Origin of the sequence: Bradyrhizobium sp. URHA0013 (assembly GCF_000518345.1) — a bacterium.
Taxonomy (GTDB): domain Bacteria; phylum Pseudomonadota; class Alphaproteobacteria; order Rhizobiales; family Xanthobacteraceae; genus Bradyrhizobium.
The window spans coordinates 15,124-33,033 of sequence record NZ_JADK01000013.1; the positions used below are offsets into that span (position 1 = coordinate 15,124).

The 17,910-nt window shown below is 61.0% G+C and carries 26 protein-coding genes; 19 read left to right on the top strand and 7 right to left on the bottom strand.

The annotated features are described in order from the left end of the window. Window positions 1–206: 206 nt before the first annotated feature. The 5 genes from N551_RS38115 to N551_RS37160 all read left to right on the top strand — a co-directional run bounded on the left by N551_RS38115 (window position 207) and on the right by N551_RS37160 (window position 3,303). On the top strand, window positions 207–503 hold the full coding sequence (locus N551_RS38115) for a hypothetical protein (protein ID WP_155809782.1): 297 nt from the start codon (window positions 207–209) through the stop codon (window positions 501–503). Window positions 504–661: 158 nt separating this feature from the next. Further along, entirely contained in the window at window positions 662–883 is a 222-nt protein-coding gene (locus N551_RS0118255; RefSeq protein WP_027568135.1) for a hypothetical protein, read from the top strand. 817 nt (window positions 884–1,700) lie between these two features. After that, entirely contained in the window at window positions 1,701–1,958 is a 258-nt protein-coding gene (locus N551_RS37155) for a helix-turn-helix domain-containing protein (protein WP_081747882.1), read from the top strand. Between the two features lie 876 nt (window positions 1,959–2,834). Further along, entirely contained in the window at window positions 2,835–3,047 is a 213-nt protein-coding gene (locus tag N551_RS0118275; RefSeq protein ID WP_027568137.1) for a hypothetical protein, read from the top strand. Window positions 3,048–3,114: 67 nt separating this feature from the next. Beyond that, window positions 3,115–3,303: a hypothetical protein gene (locus N551_RS37160; protein ID WP_081747883.1), complete on the top strand. Its 189-nt coding sequence runs from the start codon at window positions 3,115–3,117 to the stop codon at window positions 3,301–3,303. 917 nt (window positions 3,304–4,220) lie between these two features. On the opposite strand, the gene N551_RS0118280 is transcribed toward N551_RS37160, so the two are convergent. Continuing rightward, window positions 4,221–4,400: a hypothetical protein gene (locus N551_RS0118280; protein ID WP_027568138.1), complete on the bottom strand. Its 180-nt coding sequence runs from the start codon at window positions 4,398–4,400 to the stop codon at window positions 4,221–4,223. Between the two features lie 220 nt (window positions 4,401–4,620). On the opposite strand from N551_RS0118280, the gene N551_RS38120 reads away from it, so the two are divergent. The 3 genes from N551_RS38120 to N551_RS0118295 all read left to right on the top strand — a co-directional run bounded on the left by N551_RS38120 (window position 4,621) and on the right by N551_RS0118295 (window position 6,403). Further along, window positions 4,621–4,806 (top strand): hypothetical protein, encoded by a 186-nt coding sequence (locus tag N551_RS38120; protein ID WP_155809783.1) that lies wholly within the window; start codon window positions 4,621–4,623, stop codon window positions 4,804–4,806. A 356-nt stretch (window positions 4,807–5,162) separates the two neighbouring features. Then, window positions 5,163–5,312, top strand: a complete 150-nt coding sequence (locus N551_RS38125) for a hypothetical protein (protein WP_155809784.1) — start codon at window positions 5,163–5,165, stop codon at window positions 5,310–5,312. A gap of 809 nt (window positions 5,313–6,121) precedes the next feature. Beyond that, window positions 6,122–6,403: a hypothetical protein gene (locus N551_RS0118295; RefSeq protein WP_027568139.1), complete on the top strand. Its 282-nt coding sequence runs from the start codon at window positions 6,122–6,124 to the stop codon at window positions 6,401–6,403. Between the two features lie 11 nt (window positions 6,404–6,414). Here N551_RS0118295 and N551_RS38130 read toward each other — a convergent pair whose 3' ends face one another. Both N551_RS38130 and N551_RS0118300 read right to left on the bottom strand, forming a co-directional pair. After that, a complete protein-coding gene (locus N551_RS38130; RefSeq protein ID WP_155809785.1) occupies window positions 6,415–6,693 on the bottom strand; it encodes a hypothetical protein in 279 nt (92 codons plus the stop codon). Beyond that, window positions 6,678–7,256, bottom strand: coding sequence for a hypothetical protein (locus tag N551_RS0118300; protein WP_155809786.1), 579 nt, complete (start codon window positions 7,254–7,256; stop codon window positions 6,678–6,680). The genes N551_RS38130 and N551_RS0118300 overlap by 16 nt, the downstream gene beginning before the upstream one ends. Before the next feature lie 509 nt (window positions 7,257–7,765). On the opposite strand from N551_RS0118300, the gene N551_RS38135 reads away from it, so the two are divergent. From N551_RS38135 to N551_RS39550, 5 genes are all read left to right on the top strand, one after another. Next, on the top strand, window positions 7,766–8,128 hold the full coding sequence (locus N551_RS38135) for a hypothetical protein (RefSeq protein ID WP_155809787.1): 363 nt from the start codon (window positions 7,766–7,768) through the stop codon (window positions 8,126–8,128). Window positions 8,129–9,099: 971 nt separating this feature from the next. Next, a complete protein-coding gene (locus tag N551_RS39335; RefSeq protein WP_245287809.1) occupies window positions 9,100–9,417 on the top strand; it encodes a hypothetical protein in 318 nt (105 codons plus the stop codon). Between the two features lie 7 nt (window positions 9,418–9,424). Next, on the top strand, window positions 9,425–9,721 hold the full coding sequence (locus N551_RS39340; protein WP_245287810.1) for an amidohydrolase family protein: 297 nt from the start codon (window positions 9,425–9,427) through the stop codon (window positions 9,719–9,721). A gap of 168 nt (window positions 9,722–9,889) precedes the next feature. Further along, the gene (locus N551_RS0118320; RefSeq protein WP_027568143.1) at window positions 9,890–10,117 is read left to right on the top strand and encodes a hypothetical protein; all 228 of its coding nucleotides are present in this window, start codon (window positions 9,890–9,892) and stop codon (window positions 10,115–10,117) included. 106 nt (window positions 10,118–10,223) lie between these two features. Further along, window positions 10,224–10,352, top strand: coding sequence for a hypothetical protein (locus tag N551_RS39550; RefSeq protein ID WP_007600646.1), 129 nt, complete (start codon window positions 10,224–10,226; stop codon window positions 10,350–10,352). A gap of 35 nt (window positions 10,353–10,387) precedes the next feature. Here N551_RS39550 and N551_RS0118330 read toward each other — a convergent pair whose 3' ends face one another. Then, the gene (locus N551_RS0118330) at window positions 10,388–11,800 is read right to left on the bottom strand and encodes an NAD(P)/FAD-dependent oxidoreductase (RefSeq protein WP_027568144.1); all 1,413 of its coding nucleotides are present in this window, start codon (window positions 11,798–11,800) and stop codon (window positions 10,388–10,390) included. A 245-nt stretch (window positions 11,801–12,045) separates the two neighbouring features. On the opposite strand from N551_RS0118330, the gene N551_RS0118335 reads away from it, so the two are divergent. The 4 genes from N551_RS0118335 (at window position 12,046) to N551_RS0118350 (ending at window position 13,396) form a co-directional block, all read left to right on the top strand. Further along, entirely contained in the window at window positions 12,046–12,255 is a 210-nt protein-coding gene (locus N551_RS0118335; RefSeq protein WP_051462825.1) for a hypothetical protein, read from the top strand. 111 nt (window positions 12,256–12,366) lie between these two features. Beyond that, window positions 12,367–12,546 (top strand): hypothetical protein, encoded by a 180-nt coding sequence (locus tag N551_RS0118340; protein ID WP_027568146.1) that lies wholly within the window; start codon window positions 12,367–12,369, stop codon window positions 12,544–12,546. Between the two features lie 242 nt (window positions 12,547–12,788). Continuing rightward, the gene (locus N551_RS0118345; RefSeq protein ID WP_245287811.1) at window positions 12,789–13,001 is read left to right on the top strand and encodes a hypothetical protein; all 213 of its coding nucleotides are present in this window, start codon (window positions 12,789–12,791) and stop codon (window positions 12,999–13,001) included. Between the two features lie 101 nt (window positions 13,002–13,102). Beyond that, on the top strand, window positions 13,103–13,396 hold the full coding sequence (locus N551_RS0118350; RefSeq protein WP_027568148.1) for a hypothetical protein: 294 nt from the start codon (window positions 13,103–13,105) through the stop codon (window positions 13,394–13,396). A 243-nt stretch (window positions 13,397–13,639) separates the two neighbouring features. On the opposite strand, the gene N551_RS0118355 is transcribed toward N551_RS0118350, so the two are convergent. Then, window positions 13,640–14,191, bottom strand: a complete 552-nt coding sequence (locus N551_RS0118355; protein ID WP_027568149.1) for a TetR/AcrR family transcriptional regulator — start codon at window positions 14,189–14,191, stop codon at window positions 13,640–13,642. 115 nt (window positions 14,192–14,306) lie between these two features. On the opposite strand from N551_RS0118355, the gene N551_RS0118360 reads away from it, so the two are divergent. Then, entirely contained in the window at window positions 14,307–15,164 is an 858-nt protein-coding gene (locus N551_RS0118360) for an oxidoreductase (protein ID WP_027568150.1), read from the top strand. A 7-nt stretch (window positions 15,165–15,171) separates the two neighbouring features. On the opposite strand, the gene N551_RS0118365 is transcribed toward N551_RS0118360, so the two are convergent. Further along, on the bottom strand, window positions 15,172–15,969 hold the full coding sequence (locus N551_RS0118365; RefSeq protein WP_027568151.1) for an adenylate/guanylate cyclase domain-containing protein: 798 nt from the start codon (window positions 15,967–15,969) through the stop codon (window positions 15,172–15,174). Between the two features lie 116 nt (window positions 15,970–16,085). Here N551_RS0118365 and N551_RS0118370 point away from each other — a divergent pair, with 116 nt between their 5' ends. After that, window positions 16,086–16,589 (top strand): hypothetical protein, encoded by a 504-nt coding sequence (locus N551_RS0118370; RefSeq protein WP_027568152.1) that lies wholly within the window; start codon window positions 16,086–16,088, stop codon window positions 16,587–16,589. 21 nt (window positions 16,590–16,610) lie between these two features. On the opposite strand, the gene N551_RS0118375 is transcribed toward N551_RS0118370, so the two are convergent. After that, on the bottom strand, window positions 16,611–17,798 hold the full coding sequence (locus N551_RS0118375; RefSeq protein WP_027568153.1) for an adenylate/guanylate cyclase domain-containing protein: 1,188 nt from the start codon (window positions 17,796–17,798) through the stop codon (window positions 16,611–16,613). Window positions 17,799–17,910 lie beyond the last annotated feature (112 nt).

A 17,910-nucleotide genomic window follows, 5' to 3' on the forward strand; every position in this document is an offset into this window, starting at 1 on the left:
AATCAAACGTACAATCAACTCGCGGCATCGCCAGCCTGACATCGAGTCAGTCTGTCGCACGTTGCCGGCCGAGACTAAAGATCTGGTAGAGCGTGCAGCGCTGCTTAAGATCGCCGACAATTACAGGCGTCGCTCGGAAACGTAGGCAGTAGCGAGCGGGCAGCCCTTGGTTCCAAGCGCGCTGCCTCGGCTCTGGCCTGAGCTCAATGAAAAACCCCAGTGCCTTGGAGCGCGCACTGGGGTGTTCGAAAAAGGAACTGGTCAAGCAATGGTCTTTGATAGCAGCAAGCACGCTCATCACCTGTGAGCTAGTTCGTACGTGGCCGATTTCATCACCCACGACGCGCACCGCTGAGCTTCAGGAACGCATGGCGTCAATCGCGTGGGCAATCAGGATTGCAACGCTGAGCCCGATTACGATTACTATCAGCCAAGTGATCACGTTCGTCTCCAGTTATGGAGTGAACGCGCTCAACCGCGCACAGTCAAAAACAACTCGCTGAAAAGCTCAATTCGGCGCTGCGCTGAGGATTCCTGACAATCTTGCGCCCGCAGTCAGCCCTATCGGCGGAAGGCCAGCAAAAGAAGGACACCAACAACGCACGCTGCGAGTAACAGTAGCAAAGTACTCACGGCCTCCCCCGAATCATCAGGGATTTGCATGGGGACTTACATCTTCCGCGAGCGGGCCCAAGCTCCTCACGACAAACCCGAGGCCCAGAAGGCGACTATCCAGACGATGGCACCCGATCCCGTCCGCATCCGTAAGCACGAGGCTGCACCCCAAACCGGCAGCTACGAAGTCTGCTTCGCCGATGGTCGGCCGTGCGTTTGCATCTATTGGACGATCTCGCCGGACGGCGCCTCGGGGCTGATCGGCTGACCGGAGCAGAAGCGCTACAGAAGGCCCGCGCACTCGCACGAGCGGAGTTGCCCGCTATCGAAAGACGAAATGAACAAAGGCTGGGGGCGGCCGTTCGGAGATCCGATCGAAGTGGCCGGCACAAAGCTGGTGACGCTGCTCGACGCAGCCAAGTACATCACAGCGCTACCGAGGAAAGAGCACTCCGCGCCGGAATGGCAAGCTGCGATGGGAGCGCTATCCTGGTTGCAGAACGCGGCGGCCCGACGATGTTCGCCCGTATCAGGGTCATGCGGGCCTTGAACCGGCACTACTTCGCCGAATTGAATCCGAAAAGCAACGAGCGGCATTGGAGCCGCCGCAAGCTGAAGAGGGACAAATGAAAAAGGCCGCCAACTGAGGCGGCCCAACGCTCGTCCTATTGGACTAATCTAGCCGATGTTATTCCAAGTACCTGAACTGCCTTGCGATCCGCGTTGCCAAATGGGATCGCTCCCTGGCTAGCTCACTTCGATACTCGGACACGTCATGTCCATCCTGCTCAAGAACCTCGATCAGAAGTGTCTGATCGTGCACATAAGTCGCCTTGTCAGCGAACTCTCGCGTCAAAAGAGTGAGCTCATCATCTGCGGTCACGGCAATCTCATTGTACAATGGTGCGGCGCTGAAGGGCCTTTATCTTGCATCCATAGTACTTACAGAGAGTTACGCGCGTCCCGTGGACCGCCCTACCTTGGGACGGCCGGCGCGGCAACGAAACAAGCTCGGTCCGCAAAGCAAGTCCGGACACGTTCACTCCTGAACACCTTGAACGCGTCATTTACCATCTTGATGTAGCATGATGGTCCGCAGCGCTTTTGCTGGCTTGAAATCAATGTCCAACAATCGACAAGAAGTCCGTCCGTGGTCACATGAAGAAGAGGCACAACTGCTTGCGCTGCTCGATCAAGGGAAGACTGCAACCGAGATCGGCGAGCGGCTTGGTCGGTCGCGTCAGGCCGTCTATGGTCGACTGCAACGTTTCCACAAGCAGCGAGGTCGAGTAAGCCGCACCAGCGGACGTGCGTTCGCCCAATGGATCGGTCAGCCCATCTAGGAAGCGCCGTGCAGTCGGGCATGGCGACGCGGGCTGACCTGGAGGACGCAACGCTACGAACGGCAATCTCGGCGCGACCGGGGTCGGCTTAACCCTACTGCTCTAGCTTAATTCCAGAGTTCGGTTGCGCGGTTCGATCGCCCTATTGCGGTGCTGCTACCGGACAATTGCCCCCGATAGCCCCTGTCCGGGTCTACCATGCGAAGTCGGCGCGCCATCATATCCGGCGCGTCGGCCTCGTTTCTCTGAACACGGTTGCTCGGCATGGAATTGGAGCAGTTGAGCGATACTAGCCTTCTCGCACGAGATCGCGCAGGCGCTCGGCAGAACAGAGAAGGCGGTACGAGGCCGCGTCCAGCTACACAACATCCCGTCAACTGTTGACTTTGAAGAGAAGAAGCTAGGCTTCCGATTCAAAGAGGCCAGGGCCCAGATCGCCCAAACAGGGAAAAGCCGTTCCACACAGACGCCGCGGCCAACTCAGCAGGTGGCGCACCAGCCATCAGGAAATGGTAACAGAGGCCAGACGTCCGTGTTGTCATTCGCAGCCTTGGGCTCGGCGTCGATTGGCCGAGTTAGTGAACGACGCCGCGCAGGAGACGCACCCAGCCCCCCAAAAAAGCGCTTGTCGGAAGGCCCTGTGCTGAAGTGCGGGAACTCTATCGCTTTTAAATAGCCACATCAAATAGATTAAATATTTGACTTGCGCATTCACGAAATGGTTGAATGGCTCCGTCCTGCCGCCATGCGCGGTATTTAGGGCAGACGATTGTCCTTTGAATTTTCCCAGTGGCTGATGATCGCAGGGGATCTGTCGGCTTTGCCGCTCCTCGACTCCCATGATCCGCAATTGCTTGCGCGAAGCGAGGGTTAGTGATGGCTGTCAAACTCGAATGGGGGCTGCTTGAGGCCATGACGAACGTCCGCAACGAAGCGAGCAAGGCCCGAGACTTTATCATCCAATCCCATGATGGATACGTGCAGGGGCAGATCGTCGTGCCTGACGACGCCGATCAGTTCGTCATGGTAGCATGTGAAATCCGGCTTCTCGAGCTGTTAAAGGATGCCATCAAGGAACTGGAACGGTGAAAGCGTCGAGGGTCCGCTACGTCACGCGTCCGTTAATTTCATCGAGTCTTCGAGACGCTTTGTCGGCATGAGTTTTGAGAAACTGAGCGATGCCAGCGTTCTTCATCTTTATGAAAACATCAGGCAGCAACTAGATTCCGACATCAGAAATGGTCGTTACCGATTCATGGGTGAAGCGGCTAAACGGCGAGCCGAGGATCTACGCGCGGAGATCGATCGCCGGCAACTGTATGCGCCGCCGATCGATTGGCCGTAATGCGCGAAATTACGGAAAGGATTCATTCATGCGCTGGTCACGATCTGAGGATGAGCAATTTCAGTCACTCGTTGAATCAGGCGCGTCAATTGACGACATAGCTAATTCATTGATGAGGACGGCCGCGCAGCTCCGTGCGCGAGCTTACCATTTGGGATTCCCGCTCAAGTGGTTTAGGCGGACGACCGCCTCAAAATAGTCAGTTAACCGGCGGTGTCGAAGAATGGATCTTGAACTGACAAACTTGCACCGGGCACTTGGATATCTCAGCGAAACACCAGCGTTGCGAGAGTGCGATGTTCACGGCATACGTAGGCTTTGTCGTCGGCGCCATGTGCCGCCGGGGCGCTGTTGCGCTGTCCTCGCCACTGTTCGCAAACCGAGGATGCTTTGTTCTCTCCTCATTGGAGTGTGAGCCATGTGCAAAAAATGCGCAAAGATCCATGATAAGATTGCCCAGTTTCGCACACTCGGAGTGATCCTTAGTACTCAACAGCAAAAAGAAGCAGCGACCCAAAAGGCAAAGGATCTTGAGATACTAAAATTAGCGCTCCACAAGACATTACCCTTTGAAGCGAGGTAACTTTCCAAGATCGATCCGGCCGGAGCTTCGAGACGGAGAAAGTCGAGACCAACCGATCCCTTTCGGGCGTAACACTCGCACGTTAGAGCGTCGAAGTTCAGTCTCGAGTTCAGTCACCGCGACCTCAAGGCGCAAACTTCGAAGCTCGTCCATAGTCTTGCGAATTTCTTCTTCCGACAGTCGCGTGGGCTTTGAAAAAAAGGGTAGCCACATGAAATCGCCTCTCTTTGTCGAAAGACGCCGGGCGGCTCATTTAGTTGCTCTTAGGTCCAAAAAAAGAAGTGGAACCTGGAAACTTGATTCGAGTTTGGAGTTAGCAAACGGTCTCCATGCTTCATTCAAAAAGCTGGACGTAGAGGTATCCCAAGGGCTGCCAGATCAACCATCCGATGGTGGCAAGCCAAACCAGCGTGACAACGCCCGCTCCCGCGGTGAATGCGAGGGCGATCCAAAAGTCGACCGCCTTCCGATGGTCATTCGGAGCGTCGACTCGCCCTTGTGTTTTTTCCAGCATGTAAAAGTCCTATTTCGACGACTTCCAGTGCGCGGCGCAGGTCAACAGACGCCGCCTGAAATATACGTCATTACTCAACGTTAAGGGCCGCTGGCCGCCCCTCTCATAGGAGCGGGACTGAACGGACTACCGCCTCCGCATAAACCGTGCAGCCGTCGTGCCGAGATCGCCGCGCGCAGCCGTAGCCGCACAGCCCGCTGGCAAGAATGCGCGGAGCGCGATGGCGACATTCGAATTGAGATCGATCAAAAGCCGTCCCTTTGCCAAGTTTCCCCTACGCCGTGCTGGCCGTAAGCGTTCCTCCATGCGGCATTCTCTTTGCCGCCTCGGCGGCTTTATGCTGTTCGGCCAGCCGGTCTACTCCTCCGCCAATCCATGGCAGATGACGTTCGGCATTGAGGTCTGATCCGTGACACTCGTCCGTACCGCGCTGCGCGTCGCCGTTTCTCCACAAGGCTTGACTCTCCGAAGCTGGCGCCCCGTAATTATGGTTTTGGAGTGCTGGTTATGGACAACCGCTTTTTGCTCTCGGCATTCGTTGGTGTCTTTTTCTTCGTTCTTATCGTGGCATCGATCACAACTTACCGGCACATTTCGCATCGGTGGGAGCCAGTGATTTCTCGGCCGAGTTGACGATCGCGACAAAACAAAGAGACCAGCGAAGGCGTTCCCTGAGAGAGTCGGCCCCGAGCTCCAGGCTAAGATGGTCAAGGCCATCCCTGCGAAGATGCTGGGGCGCCTGCTGACGCAGGACGTCTCGGCATGGTCCTGCTCCAGATCGCGCCGACCTCCTGCTGCCCATCCTGCTTGGCTGTGGTGGTGGTCGAGGCTTCCGAGGGACGGCTCGTCGTCGAGGTCATTCTCTGCGGGGTCGTCGTCCCCGCCTGGGTTGTCGTCCTCCCGGTCGGCTGAAACGTCGTCCTCCAGCTCGGTCATGACGTAAGGGTCTGATTGATCAAGGAAGGATATCAGGCCGGTCGATCTCCGCCTCTGCCTTCTTCCTGAGTCTGCGGAGGCGCCTGAGGGCTGTTTCTCTGGTGCGCTGTTGGATAGCCGAGGCGTGCCATAATCTCGCCGGAGGAGTCCTCTGGCCGTTGTAGGGTTATAATCATGGTGGATGCTCACTGGATTGGCTTTCAAGGGCCATTGTCGGGGTCAGACCGGCAGCCGGGGGCTAGAAACCTGCCAGTGAGACAGACCCGGCGCTTTTGGGCCTTGCGGCCTTGGACATAACGGCGGCCCCCCGGCCAAAGGCCGGACAGCACATGGCACACGGGCATTTGCCGCCGGGATAGCGGTTAAGATTCAGCATGTGACACGGGCAGCACTGGTTTGGGTTTCTAGGCCCACCCGAATCATGCACTTACTGCGTCTGATTTTTAAGGACTACTTTCGAGCGAGGCTTCACATGGGAAGGCCTGCCGTAGTTCGGACCATTACAATCACAATCGATGGTGTTGCGCATCACGGGACATATTTCGTCCAGAACTGCGCCGTGTACGTGCAATCGGTTCTCGGAAGCAAGGCAACCCACGTAGGCGGGTCGCCCCCGGAATCTGTTGCGAAGCTGCTCCTCTCGGAAATCATTCGCAGCCGTATTGAGGCAGTAGGGCGCGCCTGAGTCGCGGCGGGCGGGTGGCAGGAGCTTGCCTTTGAGTGCTTCCGATTGAGTCCCCCTCCGCAGGATCTTACGGCTTAAACGCTGTGGAAATGGGGGCGCCGTGACAGAACGCGATGTACTTGCCGAACTCGACGAGCAGGTAATAAAGATTTCGGCCGAAACCCTTGCGATGCAGTTCGTCTTAACTTGCCTGCTTCAGAGGCTTGGCGCACTCAACGTGGGCTTCACCATTTTGCAAGCGTTCGATGATGCCGCGAACCACTCTGAGCAATTCAGTATTGGCGCTGGGAAGAAAGCCGGTCACCTGCCGGAAACGCTCCGCATCATCGAGCAAATGAGGTTGATGCTGGTAGGCGAAGGCAAGCCTCGCCGCGAGGTTTAGGTCACTCGGCGTCATTTAAGCCAACCCCATCGTCGGGTAGACCAGCGGCCGGTTGAAGTTGCTGTTTGCGACCACGGGCGCGCCGCCGGGTTCGCTGAGCACAGTGCCACCGCATCCCCTTCGTCCGGGCTCGGCATGCCCCGTTTCTTCATGTCGTCCTTGCTCTCCAGCACAAGCCGGCCATCACTCATGTAGCGGTAGCCAGGGCCGCAGATGTCGGTTTGCAGGCTGTCGCTATCCGGCAGGGAGAAGCTGGAGCCCTCCAGAGCGCTCTTCAGATGCGACCACATCTCGGCCCTGCGGTTGGCAGGGCCGCCAGACGGCTTGCCGCTTTCATCCAAGGGCGGAGACTGGGGGGCTTTGAACCGAAGTTGACGGCATTGAGCAAGCCGCTGCCGAACGAGCCGCCATAGCCTTGCTCCACCATCCGGTCATAGATGCCGGCGCCAAGGCCGCCCACGTCGATATTCACCTTGGCGGGCTTGCCGTCCCGCATGATCTGAGCAACCCAGCCGGCAACCTGCATCGCGTCGAGGTGCTTTCGCTTCTCGATCCCGCTCGATACGCTGCCGCGATGCCACGCAATGGCCGTGCTGTCAGCACCGAACGGGGCTGAATTGACGCCAACGATCAGCGGTCCGGTTCCCTTGTGCTCGCGCTTCCGAGCCCGCAGCACCAGCTCGTGCGGAATGAAGCTGTCGAAGCTGGAGGCCAGGAAGGCCTCATCCGGGGTCGGCGATATCCCTGCGAGCGCCATTAGGTCAGGGCGTGACCGTTCAGCGCCGAGCCCCACAGCTAGGCGATCCCTTTGTGCCGGCGAGCCGGCCAGACATTCAAAGGCCAGTTCCAGCACATGGCAGCTCCAGGGGTTACGGAGAAGCAACGCTAACAGCCCGTCTTAGAACAGTGTCTCGTCCAGGACACCGACAGGCTGTCACCTCGCGCTCCGACATCCTCCCGATTTTCCGCGCATTGAAGTCAACGCTCTGCATTTACCCTACCCCTCAAGCTTAATTTCGGAGTTCGGTTGCGCTGATAGCAGCACAGACTAGGGTTGAATTCACCGGACATTGCCCCCTTACCCGTCCGGGCCTGCCCCAACGAAGCCGGTGAGCCATCATATTCGGCTGACCGGCTTTGGCTCTTAAAAGCAGAGCAGTGCGCAGGAAGGACGAATCGAGGCAACACGTGATCGCTCAATAGCGCCGCGCGCTTGTCTTGCGTGTCGAGCACCGAAAGAGGACGATCCGCCCGAGCCGCCGAAGAAACCCATCTGACAGCTATCGAGCAGAGCCCGACCAGTCATCTAAATTCGCCATAACACACCCGCGAGCGCGGATTGCCAAAAAGAGTTTTGAGAAGTTGAGCGACGCCAGCCTTCTGTATCTCTACGAGAACATCCGACAGCAGGCCGCAGCCGACATACGCAACGGTCCATACCATTTTTTGGGTGAAGCGGCCAAAGAGCGAGCCGAGGAAATCCGCAGGGAGAATGATCGCCGGGATCTCTTTGCGCTGCCATCAACTGGCCATCTCGGTCGGAGTAGTCAATTCAGCCTTGCAGAGACCATTTGCCAAGGCTTAATCCACATCAAGTTCCCGGCTCCGCTTTTTTTTGACCTGGAGCAACCAAACAAGCCACCCGGCGTCTTTTGGAGAGTGAGGCGACTTCGATGTGACTATCTTTTTCTCAAAGCCGGCGCGGCTGTCGGAAGAAGAGATTAGCAAGGCTATGGATGAGCATCGGAACTTACGGCTTGAGGTCGCGGTGACGGAACTCCAGTCTGCAATTTGGCATGTTAAGGTGCGAGTGTTACTCCCGAGAGGAGTCAACGGGTCCCGCGCTTGCCCGTTGTCAACCTACGGCCGATCGCATCGGTAGGTGAGTGGCGTCGCAACCGGACCAGTAACGTGAAGTTTGATTTCCCAACGATCACCACGGCGAATGAATTTAAACGCACGCGAACAGGCGAGGACGGGTTGCGTGGCGGATGCGGTGAACATTGAGCGGCAGCGCACAAGCCGACGCCGCTCGCATGTCCAGATCACTTGGGCCGTCGCAGTTGTCGTAGCAATGTTAGGATGGATCAGCGCGATCGGCTGGGCATTCTGGAACACGGTGCAGTGGCTTTTTAGATAAAAACGGCAGCCGGCTTTAGAACCAAATCTGCGCCAGCTTGACGGCCGCGCAGATGATCATTCCCCATAGCGCAATGTTGATCTGTATCGTTCGGGCCATGAACCACCTGACGCGTTGGTGAATACGTGTGCTTTGACGATGGCAAGAGAATGTCAACGATTCGCTAAGTTCCACATTTGAGCACCAGTGTGATGCAACCACCAGCATCTTTCATTTCGCTCTTGCGAAGTCGCGCGACATTGGAGCTGGCAGACTCTGTTCGACGGTATGATTTCTCAGAATTCGATGTCGCGGCTGTCCACCCCCAAACGATTGACCTGACCTCCGCGGCGAACTGGATACCGCGGGTCCCTTCGCTGCGGCCCGCGATCAAAAAAGGCCGGGTTCAAGATGTACAAGAGCTAGCCGGCCCCGCCCGCAAATTTGGCGGAACCGAAAGCTGCTTATCGCGCATTGCGTTCGGAATTGGGAGGCGCGGCTAGCAGTGTTTTAGATCCTGTCATCCAGCGGCAGCCGCTTGGCTACCTCCGCGACCGATGCGCGGCTACAGCCCGTCATGTCCTGTATAAAGCTCCATGAGCGCCCCTCGGCGATCAGGCTGGCAATCCCCCGGGACGAGGTCAACAAGGAGACGCCGCTCGCGCCGTTGCGCTGGTCCATCGCCCATCTCGACAACACCTCGCCCCAAACGCTGGCGCGCATGAAAGCCCTTGGTGTCGGCTGGACCATGCAGGACGCGATGTATCTCGGAGGCGACCGTATCGTGGCGCAGGCCGGCGAAGCCGCGCGCAGCATGCCGCCCATCGTCACGGCGTTACGCATTGGGGTCCATGTCGGGGCCGGCACGGATGCCGCATCGGGTCGCATCCTATAATCCGTTCGTGGCGCTGCAATGGATGCTCGACGGCAAGACCGTCGGCGGACTGTCGACGCGCGGCCCGGACGAAACACCTGGCCGAGAAGACGCCTTGCGGCTGTATACCGTTGGAAGCGCGTGGTTCTGCTTCAACGAGACGCGGCCCGGCACGCTGGACACCGGCAAGCTCGCCGACTTCGCGATTCTCGATCGGGATTTCATGTCCGTCCGCGTCGAGCAGATTGGCGCCACGGCGTCCCTGCTGACGGTCGTGGGCGGCAAGGTCGTCTACGCGGCGGATGCTTTCGCGAGCGCGAAATGAGAGCTGGAGGCCTGAAGGCGAGCATCTGAGCCCTGCGAGCTTCGCGTGGCGCAGCCGCGCGGAGAACGAGGGGCGACGCGTGGTGTGCGGCGCAGCCTGAACCAGGTGAGAGCAACTAAATCCCCGATCCGGCATTATCCTCGCGAGCCGTTTCGCGGAGGTCTCACGATGGAAGACCAGAATCGGATGACCCTGGTTTTGAGTGCTGTCGCCCTCGCCGTTGCCATCGTGGCCACGATCACGATGGAGCGCGTCAACATGCCTGCGCTCAGCAACGACGCAGCTCCCGGAACAGTCGGCCTAGCCAGGCCGCACCCACCACTGGACCGCGCGGCCGGTGAGCCGATCCAGACGGTCGGCGGCCCCTCCAGCGCGAGTATTCGCGGACGTCCCTGATCGAACGCCGGTATTACGGCACAGCACTCTTGATGATTTCTGCCGCTTTCGCGGGTTCAATATCCTATACAAGGCGCCCGTCCCCCTACCGCGGCAGGAGCCATCCATGACCAGTGAAAAAGGCCCGAACATCAAGAAAAAGCAGAAATGCAAGAACTGCGAGGGCAAAGGCCTGCTCAAGAAGGGCGACAAGGTGGTGAAGTGCCAGCGCTGCAAGGGCACGGGCGTGCGGTGATGATGGGGTGATGGGGTGATGACCTCCTCGCCCCGCTATGCCGCGCGGACGCCGCCGGCAAAATGCTTCTCGACGATATATTTCGAGTAAACGACGATCGGCTCGACCAGCTCGAAGTCGGTCGCGCCGCCGACATAGAATGTGCGGTCGGCGCCCTGCATACGAGCGAGGTCGGCGTAGATGCCGGTCTTGATCTGGTCCGGGGTGAAGTGCTGGAAGTAGGTGAACTCGTCGAACGTGTGCCAGCGCGGCTGGCTGGTGTCGATCGTGCCGCCGAGCAGCTTGGTCAGGCGCTTGACCTCCGCGATGGCCTCATCGCCGGTCTGCTTGTCCCTGGGGCGCGTGTAGAACTGCGTGAACATGTTGCCGCTGTCCTGAAACTGCCGCGCGACCGCCCACGGCGTGCCCTGTTCGGTGAGCGGCAGCACCGGCGCGACCGGCGCCTTCATCGTCATGTCGATCCAGAACGTCGTCATGCAATACGGATTGAACTTGATCTCGTGATTCACTTTCTGCTCCGCGTCATTGGGAGCAAGGCCGAGCTGCGTGAACACATCCTTCGTCAACGGACAGGCGAGCACCAGATAATCATAGAGCTTGCTGTCCTTGACGATCTTGAGGTCGTTCAGATCCTGTTCGGGATACTCCATGTCGATCCGGACACCGGCGGCCGTGCGCTCGATTTTGGTGATGTTGACATTGAGCCGGACGTTGAGGCGCCAGGACACCCGTTCCCACAGCCGCTGAAACCCGTCGGTGAAGCGCCGCGGCCAGCTCCCGATGATCCAGTTGACCGGGCCGAGCCCGAACACCATCGGAAAGAACGTCCGAACCGACATGTAGCGCAGCGCATAGGGCGTCGCGATGTCGTCGAGCTGGCCGTAGCCCATGATCGTGATCGGAAACTGGAACAGGGTGGCGAGCGGCATCAGATCCTGTTTTGCGAGCCAGGACTTGAAGTCGACGCAGAGCTCGGGGCGCTCGTGGATCTTGTCGAGATAGTCAGGTGCATCGATGACGCCGCTCAGCTGCCAGCGGATATAGAGATATCGAACCGCCGCCCAGAGGAAGGTCCACACCGAGATCGTGGACTTGGTGTAGGGGTCGTTTAGCACAGCCTCCATGAGCGATCGGTACGTAAAGCTGTTGCCATCAGGCGCGATGTCGATCGAGGTATAGGGCTCTTCGGCATAGGTGGTCGCGCCGACCTCCTCCGCGATCTCCAGCGTCTCCTGGTAGGCCCAGGTGACGTAATTGGCGCCGATTTCATAGCTCATGCCGTCGACGGTGAGACTCTTGCAGAGCCCGCCGATCTGGCCGAGCTTCTCCAGCACCGTGACATTGTGAAACCCGTTCTTCGACAGGAACCATGCGGTCGACAGGCCCGCCGGGCCCGCGCCGATGACGGCAATGGTCGCGTGGCAGTCGACGGCGTCGATGCGGGTCATGGTTTTTCCAGGGTGAAGCGCGGATGTGTCGGGCCGATCCCGACGATGACGCCGTGACGCGGTGGTATCGTTCAACTTGAGATCGGTCATGAGCCGGCATGCATACTGCTGGTTTTCCCGCGGCCGCGCAAGCTGTGATTGTGATCGATTCCGCCATCCCGCAATGGGAGCCGTCCCGGCGTGTGCAACCTCGATTGGCACTTCCGGCGGCAAGGCGCGTTGCGGTCTTTTCGAGGGAGATGCAGATGACCAAGACCGACGCGCAAGGCGCCAAGACCGGGACATCGCCGACGGATTCGCCGGTGCTCAACCCCGGCGATGAAGCCGCACGGGGGACGACGGGCACCGGCGAAGACGTGTGCCCCGATTGCCATGGCAAGGGGCGGATCGACGGCGCTCCCTGCGCGACGTGCGGCGGCAGCGGCACCGTGATCCGGGCCGTCGGCGGGGCCTGAGCAGCTCGGGGCGCTTGCGCCCGGCTGTGACTCTCGATCGCAGCTTCATTGTTCCAGCAACGAACAGCCTGCATCCGTGTTTTCGGGATGCGAGACACAATGAGGCGCGCCATGACCAGGGATCCCGGACTGAAGCCCGACGATTTTCCCATCGAAGCCGACAAGGACAAGCTCAGGACCCACAAGGGCGAGCCGGTGGCCTCGGCCGAGTCGGAGAAGATCGCGGATCAGATCGCCGAACGGCTGAACGAGCATGCCCACCGGGAAGAGCAGGATCGTTGGTCGGCCTAGGCGCTTCGCCTTGCCCGGCATCCATCCGGGAAGAGCAATGCCGACAGGAACGGCTTTGTAGGAACGACCTGGGGCCGTTGCGTATTGGGCCGCGCCGGGTCCTTGCGATTCCGGCACTGGCGGCCTCGGCTCGAAGCCCCGCCCCCGGGCCACAGGCCGGGGCCGCCTGATGGGGATCAGCCCGTCATCTCAACCCATCATGGAGCGCTGCGCGAAAGACCATGGAGGCGCCCACACCAGGGATGCAAAACCCGCTTCGACAGGCGCGGCTCTACGGCTACCTGATCGAACGCGAGGGCGCGCTGTTTCATCCCGGCGGCGGCCACCCGCTGTGCAGCGCAGGCATGACGCGACGCATGATCGAGGCTGGCTGGCTGGTGAAAGCCGGCGACCACTATGAGCTGACGCCGCAAGCGCAGGAAATGATCGCCTCGCGCGCGATGAGTTCGGGGTGAGTCGTCGGCGCTGGTGCGGCATTTCCGCGCCCGCGCAGGAACGGGTGCGTGCCGAGATCTTTGCCTCGACACGACATGCGACGTCAAGCAAAGGAGCGCACATGAAAAAGCTGGTTCTCGCAGGGCTCGTTGCGGCTCTCGCATTGCCTCCTTCCGCATTCGCGCAAGGCGCGGGTGCCTCCAGGACCGGGTCGAGCATCGACTCGCCGGGCACCGGCGGCACGACGGGAGCGGGAGCCTCCAGCCTCAACACGTCATCGGACAACAACGGCGGCGGCGCGAACGCACCGGCCAAGTCATCGACGACGCGGCCAGGCGACAACGACACAAGGCAAACGCAAGGAGGCCAGCAGGCCATCCCAGGCTCCGGCTCCACGGGAGCGAACCGCAAATAGGCGCGCCGCGAACGATTGACCGATTGCCCTCACGCTAAAGGCCCGGATGATGATCCGGGCCTTGTCTCGTCACCACCAGGGATCCCAATAGGGCGGCGGAGCGTAGGCGTAAGGCACATAATAGGCCCGCCGCACGACGCGCGGTCCATAATAGCCGTAGGGCGGGCCATAGTAGCGCGGGCCATAATAGGCATCGGCCGGAATTTTATTCCGACCTTTCGGCGCCCCCGCCGTGGCGCGCCATCACCCCGCCAGCGACTTCCTCGTCGCGCGAAGAATATCATCCGACAGCTTGGGATCGTCCACGGCGCGGGCGAGCACGAGGGCTCCCACCATTGAAGCGGCCGCCGCGAGCGCCTTGTCCTCACGCTGCCGCGGCTTCAGCGTGGCGGCCATCCGGCTGCTCAGCAGGGCGATCGTGCCGCGCACGCCGGCGGTGAAGCGCGCCCTCAGGCCGCTGCCTTGACGTGACACTTCACAGGCGAGCGCAGCGAAGGGACAGCCGGCGGCGGGATCGTCGCGATGCCCCGGCGAGAGATATTGCGAAACATAGTCCTCGAGTTCGAAGGCCTCGGGCAATTCCTGGCCTTTGGCCTCGATCGCATGGGCCACGGCTTCCTCGACCAGCCGCTCCTTGGAGCCGAACTGACTGTACAGGCTGCCGTGGGTCATCCCGGCCGCCTCGGCGAGCGCGTCGACACCGACACCGGCGATGCCGCGCTCCCGCAGCAGGCGCGAGGCGGTCTCGAGAATATGCTCGCGATTTTTGGCCGCCTGTTCCTTTGAGACGCGCATGGGACCGATCCTTAGAGGCGGGGCTTGACTTTTATAATTACGATCGTCATGTATATCAATAGTTACGATCGTAATCAAACTATTTCAGGCCCGGTCGTGGCGTCGGAGAGGCATTATGAACAGGATTACACCGAAGATCGCGCTGGTGACCGGCGCCTCCTCAGGCATCGGTCAGGCCACGGCGGAGCGGCTCGCGAACGCCGGCTACAAGGTGTTCGGCACCAGCAGGCGGGGCGCGCAGCCGGGCAAGCAGGCGTTCGAGATGCTGGCTCTCGACGTCACCAGCGATGCATCGGTGGAAGCTGCCGTCGGCGAAGTGATCCGGCGCGAGGGCCGCATCGACCTGCTCGTCAACAACGCCGGCTTCGGCGTTGCCCCCGCCGGCGCGGAAGAGAGCTCGATGGAGCAGGCGCGCGCGATTTTCGAGACGAACTTTTTCGGCCTGATCCGGATGACGCGCGCCGTGGTGCCGCACATGCGCCGCCAGGGAAATGGTCGCATCATCAATATCGGCTCGGTGCTCGGCTTTCTGCCGATGCCCTATGGCGCGCTCTATGCCGCGACCAAGCACGCGGTGGCGGGCTATTCGGAATCGCTCGACCATGAACTGCGCACGCGGGGCATCCGGGTCTCGGTGGTCGAGCCCGCCTACACCAAGACGCCGTTCGACGCGAACTTCATGGAGCCCGACGCCACGCTCGACGAATATCGCGAGGCGCGCGCCGGCGTGACCAAGCGGGTGAACGAGGTGATGGCGACGGCCGAACAGCCCGGCGTGGTGGCCGAGACGGTGCTGAAGGCCGCGAGCGCGGCGCGCCCGCAACTCAAATACGCGGCCGGCAGCCTTGCGAAGCGCCTGCGATTGCTACGCAGGTTTGCGCCCGCAGCCCTGGTGGATGCCGGGATCCGAAAGGATTTGCGGCTCGATGCGACGGCGGCGCCGCAGCCCGCCCGCACCGCGCGGGCTTTCTGAGGGCGACTCAGCCCTCCACCCGCCACAGCCGCCAGCGCTCCGGCACGCCCCTGAGCTGGTGTACGCCGTGATCGGCGAAGCGGATCTCGGACTTCGGCGCCAGCAGCTCCTTCACCGCGCTGGAGACCAAGACCTCGCCGGCGCGTGCCTTGGCGGCGACGCGGGTGCCGATGTGAAAGGCGAGGCCGACCGCCTCGGTGCCGCTCACGGTGTATTCGCCCGCATGCAGGCCGACCCTGATCTCGAGGCCGAGCGTACGCACCGCCTTCTGGATCGCGGCCGCGCAACCGATGCCGGCAGCCGGCGTCTTGAACGTCGCCAGCACGCCGTCGCCCGTTGTCGTGACTTCCTTGCCGCGCGAATTCTTCAGCTCCTTGCGGACCGCCGCGTAATAATGGCCCATGATCTTGGTCCAGCGGACATCGCCGAGCTTTGCAGCCTTCGCGGTGGAGCCGACGATATCGACGATCAGGATCGTGGCGAGCGCCCGCTTGAGCTCGCTGTTGCCCGCGGCCGGTCGGCGACGGAGCACGATCGCGCCGGCGAGAGGTTCATAGCGATGGTTGCGTCGCCGCGCGATCGCGGCCTTGGCGTAATCCTGGGCACGCTGCGCGCTGCCGCAGCGAATGGTCTTCTCCTGCGGCAGACGGGTCCAGTAAACCTTGCGTCCGTCACCGGCGCCCTGGACCTCCACGGCGCCCCATTTCAGGAGGATCGCCGCGCCAACGCGCCGGACACACCACGCCTTCGACGTGTAACCCGATACGTTCGACTGATGGACTCCGATGCGGAGGAATTTTGGCATGAACGTGCGGCCGATCGAAGCAACGTTTGGGCGACCCAGGGTCAAGGGTAGTGACACACTCCGGCATTGGCAATACGATCCGCGGTCTAGACCTGTTCATTTCAAACCAGTGCAATATGCAAAACTATTTCCGCGCTTCTTATGAAGCCGCCCTGTTGTCGGCCGCGCTCGCAATCGTCGCCTTGCCCGACATGGCGCGTGCGCAGTCGGGAAGCGCCGGCGGCAGCATCGGCAATGACGAAAAATCGCTGTCCGGTTCGCGCGAGACGCCGCGGACGGCCGAGCCTTCGAAGCCGGCACGGCGCAGCAAGCCCGCGGACGACGAGCCGCGCCGCGCGCCGCAAAAGAGCGGCGGAGGCAGCAATCTCGACGGAGCATGGGTTCTGACCAGTGTCGGCACGCCCTGCGGCACCTCCTCCGACTCGGTGGTCATCACCGGCGGCAAGTTGGTCGGACAGTACGGCACCGCTCAAGTCAGTCCGAACGGCTCCACCTCCGGGGTCGGTGCCGCCGGAAGCCTGACCTGGACCATGTCCGGGCGGTTCTCAGGCCGCAGCGGCTCCGGGTCGTTCCGGCGATCCGATGGATGCGTCGGAAGCTGGACCGGATCGAAACAGTGATCGTCGCATATCGGCTTTGCCTCACCCCTGATACGCAAACAGCTCGATCGGCTCGCTGAAGCCGCGCACACCGTGCTCGCCAACGCGCTCCAGATCGAACTGGCCGCCGACGAGATCGGCGAAGTCGCGTGACAGCAGCACCGTCTTTCCCAATTGCTTGGTCAAGGCTTCGAGGCGCGAGGCCATGTTGACGGCGGGACCGATCACGGTGAAGTCGAGCCGGGTGGACGATCCGATATTGCCGTACATGACGTCGCCGACATGGACGCCGATGCCGTAGTTCAGCGGCGCGCGGCCGGTGCCGTCGTTGCGTGCGTTCAACGCGATCATGGCCTGACGGGCTTCGGTCACGGCATGCAGCAGGTTTGCGCCGGCCTCGGGCTCGCTCAGCGGAAAGATGGCGAGCAGGCCGTCACCGATGAATTTCAGGATCTCGCCGCCATGCCGCGCGATCGGCTCCGACATCGCGTCGAAATAGTCGTTGAGCAGATCGATGACGTCGTCGCGCGGCCAATTGTCGGAAATCTTGGTGAACTCGCGCAGATCGCAGATCATGATCGCGGCGCGCACCGTCGTGCCGGTGCCGCGCCGCGTGGCGCCGGCCAGGATGAGCTCGCCGGCGTGGGAGCCGACATAGGTCTCGAGCAGCGTTCGCGCCAGCCGGTTCTTGATGCGAATCTCGCTGACCAGCGCCAGTACAGGCAATATATTCTTCAGGGCGGCGACATGGGCGTCGTCGAAACCGCCGGGCCTGTCGGTCGCGAAGGTGACGAGATGGCGCTTGCCGAGCGTATGATAGAGCGGCCAGGCCACATAGTCGGTCAGCCCCTGCGCGCGCATCTCGCGATAGAGCGCGTGCTTGCGGCCGAGCGCTGGGTCCTGCTCGAGATTCTCGCGCACCTCGGTTGCGCCGTCGAACATTTCGTTGGCGGGACTGCCGATGTATTCGGACCGCTCGCGGACGTCGTAGTCAACCCGCGCAATCTCCGCCTCGCGCATGCCGTCGGCCCACATGAAGCGGGCGCCCAGCCATTGCGGATACTGGATCAGCACGTGAACCGTCGACCGCGCCAGCGGAATGCCGGCCTGCTGAAGCCGGATGCACATCTCGGCAAAGATCTTGTCGATGAAGCGCTCGTCGCGCGTGCCGTTGATCAGCCAATCGACGACACCGTCGGATAGCGTGGCGTTCTTGTCTCGCGCGGTCATATCTGCCCGTTCATATCGTGGCTGCCCATATTGTGCTCTGGGCAGCGGCTGCATCAGGGCAGATATCGTGCTCCGGCGCGACGGCGTCAACCTAGCCAGTTGCACGGATTGT